We start from the raw sequence: 12,658 nt of genomic DNA, 5'->3' as shown, positions 1-12,658 counted from the left end.
GTGAAGTGCACCTTAAACTCCATTTCTTCCCCGCCGCGTTTCCCGACGAGACGCTGCACAGCGTGATTTCTCGCTACACCCGTCTTTGTGGTGTTCGTAATTGCCAAGCAGCATTTGCCGGACTGAAATCGGCGGCAGCATTTTCACAAAATGTGGCATTCCCGAGCCATCTAGGGGATTTTGTCGACGCGCTACCCAGCGGTACCGAGCTATCGGTAGCCGAGGTCCTCATGCGCCACACATTATTACCCTACTATGCGCCGTTTTTGAGGATGAGCCAGGTTGAACACGCTCGGACGCTGATGACCGCTGATGGGAAAGGCTTGATGTTAAAGCTGGGCGTCAACGCGAGCCGTATTGGATTCGCCTCCCGAGTGCGGTTATGCCCAGAATGTATCGCCCAAGATCAGGCTCAACGGGGAGTCGCTTACTGGCACAGGGTCCACATGCTTCCAGGCGTGCTGGTATGTCCGCATCACGGCACGTCACTCAGGATCCTTGATCCTCGCTGGTCCAGCCGCAGCTCTCGACAACTCAATCTGCCCAATGATGGGAATGTGCAAGCACACACAGTACTCCTCGACACCCCGTTGCGGTGCATGCCGCCGCTTCACGAAATAGCTTTGCGCTCACTTCAGGTCCTTGAGTCTGAAGTCACTGCTTTGTCGGCGGAGGCGGTGCGCTGCACGCTTTTACACAGGGCAACGCAGCTCAACCTTGCTTCTGATAACCATCGCTTGCACCTGCACATGCTGGCGGAGCACATGACCGATTTTTTTGCCGCACTCCCGCAAGAATGGGAATTTTCTATACTCGGGGAAGTTCGTGCAGGTACACCCGCCTCATGGGTCACCAAGCTGCTTCGTACGCCTATAACCTCCCACCATCCGCTCAAATACATTTTATTGGCTGGTGCTCTGGGCATTGACATGGTGAGCTTGCTGCATGGCCAATGCCCTGTGAAACAGGCGGTGGCATGTGGCCCGGAAGCTCACATTAGACTTCCCACGCGTCCTTCTGCGGTGATGCCTGGTCAAGGCCTGGACTGTTCGTCAGCCGCTGTGTGGAGACATGCTCTTGAAGGAGCTGATGCCAAAAAGATCGCTGCGGTTCTAAGCGTTTCATTGGCGTATGTCTATCGTCACATCCGAAATGTACCTGGCGGGCAAGATGATTGGAGGGAGGCACGATTTCACATTGAGCTATGCGCAAGACGCGCGGCTTTCGAGGCTGATTATCGATTTTACAAAGCACATGCATGCAGGGGGTATGCGTGGCTGTATCGCCACGATAGGCAGTGGCTTTCGGAGTCTACTGCAAACCCAAGCCCACATCGTACGCCTCGTCTAAATAGCACCGAAATGTTCGCTGCCCTCGATGCGAGACTGGCCGGCGAAGTCCGTCAGTGTGCTGACGCGCTTTATGCTCTTGCGGGTAAGCCTGTCCGCATTTCGCGTACGAGGATTGGTCGTGAGCTTCATGTCCTATCCCGCTTCGAAAAACAGCTCTGCAAGCTTCCTCTCTGTGCAGCGATGCTCGACAAAGTATGTGAACCAATCGAAGGCTTTCACGATAGGCGTCTGCGATGGGCTAGATGCCAATTGCTCTCGGAGGGCAAGCCTGTATCACGTTCTTCGCTCTACCGGGTCGCGAGCATTCGACCCATGCTGTAATCCAGCTGGACATTCCCCCTCCATCTAAAAAAGTTCTAAATCAATTCACCATAAACCCGTTATTTTGCTGTTAATGAAAAAATTCACCTCCAGAAAAGGTCCGGCATACCATCACGATCAGCATGTAAACGTACTAACCCGCGATCAACCGAAATAGTTTTGCAACCGGCATGGGCTGACCTACGCGGGTTTATCGATACGTGTTTTGTATTCGAGGAATACGGGCGCGGCAGGATTTAGATGAATTCACTACGATTCAAAGTTGAGCGGCTGTGTCATTTTCAAATCCAGACCGGATACAGAATTTTAGGGGTTGCATATATACTGCCCCCGGATGCACATTCTCTTCGAGCCCTACCTTTAATCGGTAAATGATGTCTGATCTATTATTTTTCCCCGTTTCGATGCCGGATGAAATGCTTTACTCTCGTGTCACCCGATATCACTATCTGTCAGGTAACAGAACCGCGACGGAAACCTATCGCGATTTGTTCGCATCGAAACCCTTTTGCATCGGTGGCATCGTACCCAAGCAGATCGAGAGGCTCGCGCACAGGCTGCCGGGGCAATCGGAGAGCAATCTCGCAGAGTTGATCAGTAGCAATACTACTTTTCCTGCTTACCGGCCGTTTCTTGGCGTTAAGCAGGGGCCGGAGAACGACGTAGGGCCACTGGGTTATGACGGGGTGGTACGGGTGCCCCGCAGAGAAGAGTCCACCCATGGCAAGGCTAAGCTTTGTCCTACCTGCGTTCAGGAAGATCTGATTGAGCGGGGTTCTGCCTACTGGCATCGATCTCACCAGATACCCGGTGTTGCCGTCTGTTGGCGTCATGGCGACGCATTGATCCATGCCTGCCCCGAGTGCTCTCGCCCGTTCTACCGTAAATTGAAGCTGCTTCCCAATCTGACTGAGCCATGTGCATGCGGCTGGAGCCCGTTAAACAGCGCAGCAATACACAAGGGGTCAAAGATGGAACAGAAAGTCGCTCTGTTCGCACACGATATCCTGCAACGCAATATCCCTCCGATAGGCAGTACGGTATTGAGTTCGTGCTACGTCCGCCAATGCAAGAAGCGCGGATTCATTTTCGGAAAAAATGCGGGTATTGCAAAACTGTTCGACAGCATCCAAAGCGCTTACGGCGACGAGCTTTTGGCGCAAATTGATCCGGCCTATAACACCGGGAAGCATGAGCAATGGATCCGGCTCAAATCAGACAAAGGTCAGCTAAATATGCCGCTCGCGCGGCATTTGATCATTGCTCTTCACTTGTTTTCCAGTGCAGATGGCTTTGAAGAGGCTCTGAAAAATGAGTCTATCCTGCTGAGTGCCGCTGTTTCTCCGCGAGCGCCCAAAGTCGAAGAATCGCGTCTAAGCCAAAAAACTAGATATCGCCAAAAAATCGAGTTGCTTTTAGCGCTACGTACCGATGCCGATATCGAGTACCTCTGGAAGAAGGCGTACAAACCTACGCAATGGATTCTAGAAAATGATAACGCATGGTTAATGGCAAAACTCCATGCACCTAAAAAAGCTACAGTTAAGGTCGAAAAGTCCATCGACTCAAGAGACGACGCCTATGCAGCCCTTATCGAAGCGGGCGTAGATGAGCTGTATAAAGTTACGAAAGATCCGAAGAGAGTGAACATTCGGAATTTACAATCGCTGCTCCCAGGTTCGTTACCTCATGAGCTGGATCTACGCAAGCAGAGGTTCCCTCTTACTTATCAACAGATCAAGATTCATCAGGAGTCAGTATGGCATTTCCGTCTAAGAACTTTAGTGTGGACTGTCTCTGAACTCATCAGGATGAAGCTCCCCGTGAATTACTCGACGGTAAGATTGACCTCAGCGGTATCAAGCAAGGTTTTCCTGGCTTTTTGCAGTTTCTTCGAGTGGGATCTGGAAAGCCTGGCAAGAACCGGGGTCGACGCGGAGGTCCTGCTCAGGTCTACCGGCGTATCGAGGAATTGGGAGGGACCACCGGTTCAAATAAGCTTTTGAGGGCATCTTTGTTCCGTCACCGTCTGCCAACCTTGGGTGTTAACAAAAATCCTATCTGGCTTGAAAGCGTAAATGCGGGGGTAGCGTCCACCTTTCACATTAGTAACCTTCGCGGCAGCTTTCTGAAAGCTTTCACTTGTTACTCTTTAACTCAGTAAATTGAGCTTTAGGAGAAAATCATGAAAGCAATGACAGCAGTGAAAGCGTTTTGCGGCGCTTCGATTTTGACCTTATCTTCATTAGCCATGGCTGAAGGAGGCGGTGACCGCGTGTATGGTCGAATGATGCAAGAGAACCAACAAGCAATGGAGCAATATGCCTCAAGGAACGGCAAGACTCCTCCTGAAGTTGTTCATTATGAATATGGTATGAACCTCGATATCCAGAAGGTCGTCAGTGTCACGCAAGCCAATAAAACCTGTGGGGTTGCTCCTTCACGCATGACCTATGAAGACTCTACGGGCAAGCTTAACACCGTGGAATATAAGGTCATGGCCGACAACTGCCCCCATGGAAGCTAGACAATGAAAATTATTTAAGAACTGCATAATTTTCCTTTGTCCGAAACTAGCTTACTGCTCGCTGACGTAGAATTAATTTTCAGGAAAGCCTGAAGTTATCCACTTTATGAAATCATGTCCGTCAGTCGAGGGGTTTCTAACGTGCAGTAAACAATTGCTCGACCACCTGATACATCCCGCCTCCTTGTTTTTCCTTTGGTTTGGGAGGTGGCTTAGGCGCCCTAGTGGCGCCTTTTTTACGTTCGAAATGAGCTATGTCCTCTGCACGGCCATGACCTTCACCATGCAGGAGCGAGATTAGAAGATCAGTTTTCGGGGTATTCAGCGACGACGTGGTCTGTGCCTGCCTTTGACAAGCCGATTACCTTATACGCGTCATGTTTCCCGTCCACTTCCATTCCTGGGGAGCCGGCCGGCATGCCTGGAACGGCAATCCCGAGCAGGTCATCACGTTTGCTCATCGCAATGATTTGCTCGGCGGGCACGTGACCTTCAACAAACTTTCCGTTGATGGTTGCTGTGTGACAGGACGAGAGCTCAGGAGAAATTCCGAAACCGCGCTTGATCGCGCTCATGTTGGTTTCCACGTGATCAACGACGGTAAAGCCGCTGGCTTCAAGGTGCTGGACCCATTTCTTGCAGCACCCGCAATTAGCGTCGCGATGTACATCGATCGTCAATGGCTCTGCTGCGTGACTGGCTGAACTGATGAACAGAGCCACGAAAGCAGCGAGACGAAGTGCCCGTCTGCGACGAAGAGAATTATTTCGCATGGGTATGTTCCTTCCCATCAGTATGTGTATGTGATTTGGGCTGTACGGTTGGAGTCGGGGCCGCGTCATCTGAAGCTTCCCTACCCTTATGATCGGCGTGGTCAGCAGGCTCCTTTGCAGATGGCGCTGCGGAGGGGCCATGGGCATGTGCCGTGTTTTTCTCGTCATCATGAGCGCGGACTTCCGCCCTTTGGTCGGCAGCACCTGCGCCACTTTGCCCCTGGATCGTTCCATGCTGACCCTCATGGTTGTGCATCACGCTTTCGCCACCACCGTGTTGATGGCCACTGCTACTCGTGATCAGAGCTTTGTATTGCTCTGCATCCAGTGACGGAAGCTGCTGGAGAAATGCAACCATCCCCCATACGTAGGGATCGGCCATGCTTTTGCCCCACGCGGGCATGCCGGTGGATTTGATTCCGTGTTTGATGATCCAAAAAGCTGCAGCTGGGTGCCCGTCGACGCCCAGTTTCGAAAGATTCGGAGGTGCAGGGTAAAGGCTGTTACTCAGTTCGGTGCCTGCAAGCCCCGGAGCCAAATGGCAACCGACACACATCGAGTTGTAGTTGCCAGCACCTTCACGGATGAGAGCTTCTTGGCTCAGGTCGGGGACCTGAATGTCGCGCGAGCGCACGTGTATCGAGCGATCCCGAGCAATAGAAAGTAGCGCGTAGACGGGGGCAGAGTGGGGATCATCCGCCCCGACATTGATCACGCCGAAATACACCACGCCGGCAGCCGCTGCTACGGTGGCCAGACCAGCAGCTATTAGTGCCTTCAGTGTAATCTTCATGCCCGGTTCTCAGAACCACATCCGTATACCGGCGACAAAGCGTGCCTCGCTGGCATCTTCACCTTCCTCACGTGCAAAGTCTGCCGTATTGCCATAGGAACGGCTCCAACTCACCCCGATATAAGGGGCAAATTGGCGGACAATCTCATAACGCAATCGGAGCCCCACTTCGGTGTTGGCTAATCCGGACCCGATGCCGCGCTGAGGGTCATTCTTCCCATAAAAATTGACCTCGGCCGTCGGCTGCAAGATCAATCGATTCGTCAGCAGAATGTCGTAATCGCCTTCCAGTCGAGCAGCCGATTGACCGTTCTCACCGATGTAGGCAGTTGCTTCGGCCTCGAAGTTGTAGAGGGCCATGCCCTGAATGCCGAGTGCGGCCCAGGTTTGAGGGGACCCTGGTTTGAAATCCTGTCGTACACCGGTGACGACGTCCCACCACGGTCCGATGGAGTGCCCCCAGAGCGCGGATAATTCAGCGCTTTCCGTCACGCCATTGGTACGTTCGCCTTCCGAGCGCAACCACAGTCGATCAATGTCACCGCCGATCCATCCTTTCGCATCCCAGGCCAACGCACTACCGTTGTCAGCATCCTGGTATTCAAACTTATCCAGCAGCATGAAAGAGTTGATTGTTTTGTCGTGGACACCATGACCAGCGACATCTGGGAAGGCGGCTGCACGGTCAGCATCGGTAAGAACGGGGATAGGGGTTCGACTGGTTGTCGTCGTCCCTTCATCCATACTTTCCATGCCGGTCATTTGACCGTCGTCCATTTTCATCTTGCTGTGCTCCATAGCCCCCATGTTGCTATGGTCCATCGCTCCCATGGAGCCATGGTTCATCTTGGAGTGATCCATCTCTTCAGCGGCGTGAGCCACGGCAAAGAAGACAGGACTCGTAGAAACTGCCAATACCATCAACGTTGGGCGTAAAAAATTCCTGGTCATGATCTCAATCCGCCTTCTTGTTTTCTTGGTCATGATCCATCGACTCATGGCGCATCTTGGTATGAGGCATCGTCGCGTGATTCGGCGTTGCCTCGTTTGACGTGGTCGCAGTCTTGTTCGGCGCATCCGCAGAAGTAGCAGGTGAAGGATCACCACGTTCTTCGACTGCCAATGCTACGCAGGAGAATCCACCCATCAGGCCAAAGGCAAAGAGGCAACCGACCAGCGATTTACGATTTAGGTGTGTGCTCACAGATCGTCTCCTTTACTCATCAACCCGTACTTCACGGAACATGCCCATTTCCATATGGAAAAGCAGGTGGCAGTGATAGGCCCAGCGACCTAAAGCATCGGCGGTGACTCGATAGCTGCGCTTGGTACCCGGTGGCATGTCGATTGTGTGCTTACGTACCATGAACTTGCCGTTTTCATCTTCAAGGTCGCTCCACATTCCATGAAGGTGGATGGGGTGCGTCATCATGGTGTCGTTTACCAAGGTGATGCGAAGACGCTCCCCGTACTTGAGGCGAAGGGGCTCAGCATCAGAAAATTTGATGCCGTTGAAGGACCAGGAAAACTTTTCCATGTGACCGGTCAGATGCAGCTCAATGGTGCGATTGGGCTCTCGGCCATCAGGGTCCTGGAAAGTGCTCTTCAGATCTGAGTAAGTGAGCACGCGTCGACCGTTGTTCCGCAAACCGATACCTGGATCGTTCAGTTTTGGCGTTGGGTTCATGGCCTGCATGTCAACCAACGGGTTGTTGGTTTCGGACGCTGGGTGAGATTGCATCTCGCCTCCCATGCCCCCCATGCCTCCCATCTGGCTGTGATCCATGCCGGCCATGTTGGGCATGTCACCTTTGTCCATCCCCGCCATCTTGCTGTGGTCCATGCCAGCCATGTTGGACATGTCACCTTTGTCCATACCTGCCATCTTGCTATGGTCCATGCCGGCCATATTAGTCATGTCACCACTGTCCATGCCGGTCATCCCGGTCATGCCACCTTCGTCCATTCCCTGCATCTTGCTGTGATCCATGCCAGCCATACCTGACATGTCACCCGGTTTCATATCGCCGCCGCCCATGCCAGCCATGCTGCCATGGTCCATGCCAGCCATACCGCCCATGCCCATGTCATCCATGGTCAACAGCGGACGCGGATCGATCGCCGGTACCGGTGCTTTCAGTCCTTCACGAACTGCCAAGGTCCCCCGCGCATAGCCGGTTCTATCCATGGACTGGGCGAAGATTGTGTAAGCCTCCTCGGTGGCAGGCTCAACAATCACATCATAGGTTTCTGCCACGGCGATGCGGAATTCATCGACACTGACTGGTTGGACATATTGGCCGTCGGCCGCCACCACGGTCATTTTCAAACCAGGAATGCGAACATCGAAATAGCTCATCGCTGAGCCATTGATAAAGCGCAGGCGCAGCTTCTCGCCAGGCTTAAAAATACCGGTCCAGTTGCCGTTCGGCGCTTGGCCATTCATGAGGTAGGTGTAGGTATCCCCGCTGACGTCTGCCAGATCAGTGGGGTTCATTTTCATTTCGGCCCACATTTTCCGGTCGGCGACGGCAGCAGACCAACCTTGCTTGCTGACGTCGTCGATGAAGTCGCCCACGGTACGTTTGTGGTGGTTGTAGTAGTCCGATTGTTTCTTGAGTTTGGCCATGACGCGACCAGGATCCTCATCGGTCCAGTCAGTCAGCATCACCACATAGTCGCGATTGTATTGAAACGGCTCAGGCTCTTTCGAATCGATGACTATTGGCCCGTAAACACCGGCCTGCTCTTGCAACCCAGAATGGCTGTGGTACCAGTACGTGCCGTTTTGATGCACCTTGAACTTGTACTCGTACATGCCGTCGGGCGCGATGCCATGGAAGCTCAAACCCGGTACACCGTCCATGTTGGCAGGCAAAATGATGCCGTGCCAGTGAATGGAGGTATCTTGCTCCAGACGGTTTTTCACGCGCAGAGTGACCGTCTCGCCTTCGCGCCAACGCAGCAAAGGCCCCGGCAACGAGCCATTGATGGTCATGGCTGTGCGCGGCGAGCCAGTGATGTTTACCGGCGTTTCACCAATAAACAGATCAAATTCGTTGCCGGTGAGGACGCTCGGCAGGCCGGGACTGGTCACTGCCCATACAGGAGTGCGCCACAGACCAAGGCCACCAAGGATGCCGCCGGCGGCCAGGCCTTTAACGAATGTCCGTCTAGAGGTTTTGGAATGCATGCCGTTTATTTCCAATCAGTCAAAAGGGAGCCGTTCAAATCAACCCGTGAGTTGGCAAGATGAGCTTCGCGTACCGAAAAAAAGACGAATTTTTCATTGCAAGCGAGCTCAGAAATTGCCACATCTAAACCACCTTCGTGATTACATTTCTGTCAGCTTGGCCGCGTGCCTGATCGTTCAGCAGTTTTTATGGTCCATCGCTTTGGCTTTGCTTTCAGCGACAGGCGGTTGAGCGCTCTGCGTTTGAGCTACCTGGTACGATTCCATCGAATTCGTCCTGGCCACTTCCATACGTGCGAAAGTCCGGTCACCACCGCCTTCAGCCATGGCCAGAGTGGAAACAGTCAGCGCTGCGACGACGAACAAGGTTTTGATGGTGTTCATATGGGCTACCTCAGATGTGTGAAAATATCCCCTCTGAATCACATCATGGATTGGACTCTTTGGGGGTGAGCAAAAGACTCAGTTGGACTATAAGAGACACCCCCTGTCAGGAAGCTTAGGCCAATATTACAGTTGTGTCAGTTTGGAATATTTTTCTTGAAGTACACGCTATTTAATACGTATGGTCTCCATCTTTTCGCATTGCGCGACTTTTATTGAATATAAGATTGAAGTGTAATCATTGCTTTGGGTTCCATTAATTCTCACGGAGGCGATGTTCTAGGTCTCTGCATTAAAATTAATAGGAGACTTGAATGCTCTGCTGCAACAGCTGGGTGTTCAATGATCAAAGAAGATAGTAATGCCACCGAGGGTGATTGATTGTGAGTATTAATTTTGAGAAAGCATTAGGCTCCGCAGAAAGAGCGTTAGTTTATCGTGGCCAAAGAGCTGAGATCTTAAGTAACAATATCGCGAACGCTGACACTCCGAACTTCAAAGCCCAAGACTTGGATTTTTCTACTGTGCTCGCCAGCCAAACCAAAGAACCTGCTACCACTGCGTTTTCTTTGAAAACAACAAACGCAAAGCATTTTCTTAAGAAAGAATCGGCGGTGGCTATATACGGGCGCGACTTGCTTTACAGCACGCCGGCTCAGCCTGCCTTGGACCAAAATACTGTCGATCAGCAGGTCGAGGTCGCGAAATACACGGAAAACGCGATACGTTTCGATGCCGCTTTTACTCGGCTAAATGGAGCATTCAAGGGTTTGCTCAAAGCTCTGCGCGGTGACTAGCAGCATAGGCGCATGCGAGCCAACTTTGGCCGATACAGCGGCTCAGGTACTTTCGGATTCAAAGGTATTCACCATCAGACGACGCTCTACTCAGGAGCAGGCGTCTCCATTCAATGGCTGATCTTGGAAGGAAAACCAACAGCCTCCACAGCTTTACGAAGCTGTTCCGCGTTTTCGCTACTTTCAACACTCACCTTACCGGTTGATCGATCGACTGAGACCGTAGCGTTGCCGTCCAGTGCCTGGATCGCTCTGGTGATTTTGCCGACGCAGCTGCCGCAACCAATGCCTGATACATCTAAGACGACCATGTTAATTATCCTCGTGCTGAGCGGTGTCTTTTCCCCGCAGCTAAAGCATCGACGTTGACACCGTGGCAAGGTCAACAATTATCTAATCAAGGCCGTGAGCGTCATTTCGAGAAATTTCACAAACTTGACCACCCGGTTGTTAATCAGCTCACTACCGTTTGAACGGATTCGACCAGTGCGCCCTATGGCCCTGGTCGGTTGAGGTCGCCTAACGGCACATTGCGGCTCTCTTGCTTGATCCCTCGATTTTGTAAGCCTCTCGTTCCGTCAAAAAGCTTTGATCTGTCCTCCCGCGAACCTTGCATAGGTATAGGGGGTACGCCTATCATGCGAGCTAATATAGCCAGGGGGGTATCACGTGGGCCACATCGCATCACACAAAGACGATCTTCTTAAACGCGTAAAACGTATTGCCGGACAGATTCAAGCTGTTGAACGAGCATTGGAATCGGATCTCGACTGCGCCAAGACACTCCATCTTGTTGCGGCCACTCGGGGTGCCATCAACGGGCTGATGGAAGAGATCATCGAGGATCACGCACGAGAGCATGTCGCGAACCCTGCGCTCAGCGAAGAAGAGCGTAACAAGGGCGTCGAAGAGCTTCTTGAAGCTATCCGCCGGTACTCCAAGTGAATGCATCCAGGTAAACACGTATGAGCAGGACAGACATCGATTACACACACGACCACGTGTTTCTAGGCTCAGCGCACGACGAGAATGCCAAGCGTACGCTTTGGGTTGTAGCACTCACGGTGGTAATGATGATCGGGGAGATCACCGCCGGCTATATCACGGGTTCGATGGCGTTACTGGCCGATGGCTTCCACATGGCAACCCATGCCGGCGCATTGGGCATCGCGGCGGCCGCTTACGGATACGCAAAACGCCACGCTACCAGCCAGCGCTACAGTTTCGGTACAGGAAAGGTTGGAGACTTGGGCGGGTTCGCCTCGGCGCTGATTCTCGGCATTGTTGCGTTGGGCATTGGCGTTGAATCGGTCATGCGTTTGTTGCAGCCAACACCGGTTCAATTTGGCACCGCGACCCTCATCGCCGTTGTCGGTTTGCTCGTCAACATTGTCAGTGCCCTGCTGCTGGGGCATGGGCACGACCACGACCACGACCACGACCACGATCACCCTCATGCCCACAACGGAAACGACAACAACTTGAGGTCGGCCTATGTCCATGTCATTGCAGACGCGTTGACGTCGATTCTGGCCATCGCTGCATTGCTTGCCGGTCGGTATCTGGGCTGGGTGTGGCTCGACCCGGTCATGGGTATCGTCGGCGCTTTCGTTATCGCGCGTTGGGCCTGGACCTTGATGGGGGTAACTGCGGGCGTGTTGCTCGATCAGACCGACGCCCACGTTGCCGAGGAAATCCGCGAACTCGTTGAGAAACCGGGTGGCGCTACCATTACAGACTTGCACGTTTGGAGGGTGGGTCCTCAAGCGCGCGCGGCGATCGTCAGCGTTCTAGGTGAAGCCACTGTGAACGCCGACAGCATTCGTGAACGTCTCAAACCGGTTCACGAAGTCAGCCACCTGACCGTCGAGTTCCGACAAACATGACTCAGCGCCTGTCCAGCACAGCCTCTATAGGAAACACCGATGCCGCCCGGTAAACGTGAGCTGGCTCGAATCGAGCGCCAGTTGATCGTCACGCTCACCGACGCGTGCGAAACAGCAAAGGACGAGATAAAGGGCTTTATTTGGCTCACTCACACCGCTGACCTAAGTGCGTTGGCTGAAACCCTAAAGGTCATCTGGGTGTTCGAAACCCTGGCTGACAGGAAGCGGGCCGAGATTGATGCGAAGGCCCGCATCTTTGAGTTGACGGCGATCGCCTTGAAAGAGGCCAATCTTGACCTGCCTGTTTCAGACCGCAATGTCCGCTTTGACTCGGAGCAAGAGTGCCAACGCACGCACATAGGCGACTGGAAACGTCGCATGGCTCAACTACATAAAGCTAAGGGGGACTGACCATGGCAAAAGAAATCGAGAATCCTTGTATCTCGGTTTGCCAACTCAGTGGTGATCTGTGTGTGAGCTGCGGGCGAAGCAAGGAAGACATCAGAAAGTGGAAGCGCATGAAGCGGCCTGAAAAAATGGCCGCTGTGCAACGGGCGAATGCGCGCTTAAAGGGACTGAAGAAAGCACATGGATAGCCATTCCCCCGAGTTAAAACCGCTGCAATTTTGAAG

15 protein-coding genes are annotated in these 12,658 nt (G+C 52.9%); 8 read left to right on the top strand and 7 right to left on the bottom strand.

What is annotated here, in order from left to right:
- Nucleotides 1–5 precede the first annotated feature (5 nt).
- The 3 genes from QMX86_RS01310 to QMX86_RS01300 all read left to right on the top strand — a co-directional run bounded on the left by QMX86_RS01310 (nt 6) and on the right by QMX86_RS01300 (nt 4,200).
- Nucleotides 6–1,673 (top strand): TnsD family Tn7-like transposition protein, encoded by a 1,668-nt coding sequence (locus tag QMX86_RS01310; protein WP_073470823.1) that lies wholly within the window; start codon nt 6–8, stop codon nt 1,671–1,673.
- A 374-nt stretch (nt 1,674–2,047) separates the two neighbouring features.
- Nucleotides 2,048–3,679 (top strand): TniQ family protein, encoded by a 1,632-nt coding sequence (locus tag QMX86_RS01305; RefSeq protein ID WP_230082024.1) that lies wholly within the window; start codon nt 2,048–2,050, stop codon nt 3,677–3,679.
- A 188-nt stretch (nt 3,680–3,867) separates the two neighbouring features.
- The gene (locus tag QMX86_RS01300) at nt 3,868–4,200 is read left to right on the top strand and encodes a DUF2790 domain-containing protein (protein ID WP_282381808.1); all 333 of its coding nucleotides are present in this window, start codon (nt 3,868–3,870) and stop codon (nt 4,198–4,200) included.
- Between the two features lie 305 nt (nt 4,201–4,505).
- Here QMX86_RS01300 and QMX86_RS01295 read toward each other — a convergent pair whose 3' ends face one another.
- The 6 genes from QMX86_RS01295 to QMX86_RS01270 form a co-directional block, all read right to left on the bottom strand.
- Entirely contained in the window at nt 4,506–4,973 is a 468-nt protein-coding gene (locus tag QMX86_RS01295; RefSeq protein ID WP_039593193.1) for a DUF411 domain-containing protein, read from the bottom strand.
- Complete coding sequence (locus QMX86_RS01290) at nt 4,963–5,766, bottom strand: cytochrome c (RefSeq protein WP_039593194.1); 804 nt, start codon at nt 5,764–5,766, stop codon at nt 4,963–4,965. The genes QMX86_RS01295 and QMX86_RS01290 overlap by 11 nt, the downstream gene beginning before the upstream one ends.
- A gap of 9 nt (nt 5,767–5,775) precedes the next feature.
- A complete protein-coding gene (locus QMX86_RS01285) occupies nt 5,776–6,750 on the bottom strand; it encodes a copper resistance protein B (RefSeq protein ID WP_039593195.1) in 975 nt (324 codons plus the stop codon).
- On the bottom strand, nt 6,722–6,970 hold the full coding sequence (locus QMX86_RS01280; RefSeq protein WP_143170045.1) for a hypothetical protein: 249 nt from the start codon (nt 6,968–6,970) through the stop codon (nt 6,722–6,724). The genes QMX86_RS01285 and QMX86_RS01280 overlap by 29 nt, the downstream gene beginning before the upstream one ends.
- A gap of 12 nt (nt 6,971–6,982) precedes the next feature.
- On the bottom strand, nt 6,983–8,959 hold the full coding sequence (locus QMX86_RS01275; RefSeq protein ID WP_024014918.1) for a copper resistance system multicopper oxidase: 1,977 nt from the start codon (nt 8,957–8,959) through the stop codon (nt 6,983–6,985).
- Between the two features lie 177 nt (nt 8,960–9,136).
- Complete coding sequence (locus QMX86_RS01270; protein WP_019816895.1) at nt 9,137–9,343, bottom strand: co-regulatory protein PtrA N-terminal domain-containing protein; 207 nt, start codon at nt 9,341–9,343, stop codon at nt 9,137–9,139.
- Nucleotides 9,344–9,726: 383 nt separating this feature from the next.
- Here QMX86_RS01270 and flgB point away from each other — a divergent pair, with 383 nt between their 5' ends.
- Complete coding sequence (gene flgB, locus QMX86_RS01265) at nt 9,727–10,140, top strand: flagellar basal body rod protein FlgB (protein WP_019816894.1); 414 nt, start codon at nt 9,727–9,729, stop codon at nt 10,138–10,140.
- Between the two features lie 110 nt (nt 10,141–10,250).
- Here flgB and QMX86_RS01260 read toward each other — a convergent pair whose 3' ends face one another.
- Nucleotides 10,251–10,451, bottom strand: a complete 201-nt coding sequence (locus QMX86_RS01260) for a heavy-metal-associated domain-containing protein (protein ID WP_047292961.1) — start codon at nt 10,449–10,451, stop codon at nt 10,251–10,253.
- A 358-nt stretch (nt 10,452–10,809) separates the two neighbouring features.
- Here QMX86_RS01260 and QMX86_RS01255 point away from each other — a divergent pair, with 358 nt between their 5' ends.
- The 4 genes from QMX86_RS01255 to QMX86_RS01240 are packed head-to-tail and all read left to right on the top strand — an operon-like array spanning nt 10,810 to nt 12,622.
- The gene (locus tag QMX86_RS01255) at nt 10,810–11,085 is read left to right on the top strand and encodes a metal/formaldehyde-sensitive transcriptional repressor (RefSeq protein WP_073470825.1); all 276 of its coding nucleotides are present in this window, start codon (nt 10,810–10,812) and stop codon (nt 11,083–11,085) included.
- Between the two features lie 20 nt (nt 11,086–11,105).
- Nucleotides 11,106–12,026: a CDF family Co(II)/Ni(II) efflux transporter DmeF gene (gene dmeF / locus QMX86_RS01250; RefSeq protein WP_024014915.1), complete on the top strand. Its 921-nt coding sequence runs from the start codon at nt 11,106–11,108 to the stop codon at nt 12,024–12,026.
- A 39-nt stretch (nt 12,027–12,065) separates the two neighbouring features.
- Nucleotides 12,066–12,437 (top strand): hypothetical protein, encoded by a 372-nt coding sequence (locus QMX86_RS01245; protein WP_024014914.1) that lies wholly within the window; start codon nt 12,066–12,068, stop codon nt 12,435–12,437.
- A 2-nt stretch (nt 12,438–12,439) separates the two neighbouring features.
- Nucleotides 12,440–12,622: a DUF1289 domain-containing protein gene (locus QMX86_RS01240; RefSeq protein WP_024616838.1), complete on the top strand. Its 183-nt coding sequence runs from the start codon at nt 12,440–12,442 to the stop codon at nt 12,620–12,622.
- Nucleotides 12,623–12,658 lie beyond the last annotated feature (36 nt).

This window comes from Pseudomonas sp. PS01270, assembly GCF_029959775.1.
Classification (GTDB): Bacteria; Pseudomonadota; Gammaproteobacteria; order Pseudomonadales; family Pseudomonadaceae; genus Aquipseudomonas; species Aquipseudomonas atacamensis.
The sequence above is the reverse complement of the archived record's forward strand: the minus strand, read 5'-3'. Positions and strand labels throughout refer to the sequence as shown.

Bases quoted from the DNA above. Each gene is read 5' to 3' on its own strand.
- QMX86_RS01275 (WP_024014918.1), bottom strand. From the start codon at position 8,959: ATGCATTCCAAAACCTCTAGACGGACATTCGTTAAAGGCCTGGCCGCC.
- QMX86_RS01245 (WP_024014914.1), top strand. From the start codon at position 12,066: ATGCCGCCCGGTAAACGTGAGCTGGCTCGAATCGAGCGCCAGTTGATC.
- QMX86_RS01290 (WP_039593194.1), bottom strand. From the start codon at position 5,766: ATGAAGATTACACTGAAGGCACTAATAGCTGCTGGTCTGGCCACCGTA.
- QMX86_RS01305 (WP_230082024.1), top strand. From the start codon at position 2,048: ATGTCTGATCTATTATTTTTCCCCGTTTCGATGCCGGATGAAATGCTT.
- QMX86_RS01270 (WP_019816895.1), bottom strand. From the start codon at position 9,343: ATGAACACCATCAAAACCTTGTTCGTCGTCGCAGCGCTGACTGTTTCC.
- QMX86_RS01260 (WP_047292961.1), bottom strand. From the start codon at position 10,451: ATGGTCGTCTTAGATGTATCAGGCATTGGTTGCGGCAGCTGCGTCGGC.
- QMX86_RS01295 (WP_039593193.1), bottom strand. From the start codon at position 4,973: ATGCGAAATAATTCTCTTCGTCGCAGACGGGCACTTCGTCTCGCTGCT.
- QMX86_RS01240 (WP_024616838.1), top strand. From the start codon at position 12,440: ATGGCAAAAGAAATCGAGAATCCTTGTATCTCGGTTTGCCAACTCAGT.
- QMX86_RS01300 (WP_282381808.1), top strand. From the start codon at position 3,868: ATGACAGCAGTGAAAGCGTTTTGCGGCGCTTCGATTTTGACCTTATCT.
- dmeF (WP_024014915.1), top strand. From the start codon at position 11,106: ATGAGCAGGACAGACATCGATTACACACACGACCACGTGTTTCTAGGC.
- QMX86_RS01285 (WP_039593195.1), bottom strand. From the start codon at position 6,750: ATGACCAAGAAAACAAGAAGGCGGATTGAGATCATGACCAGGAATTTT.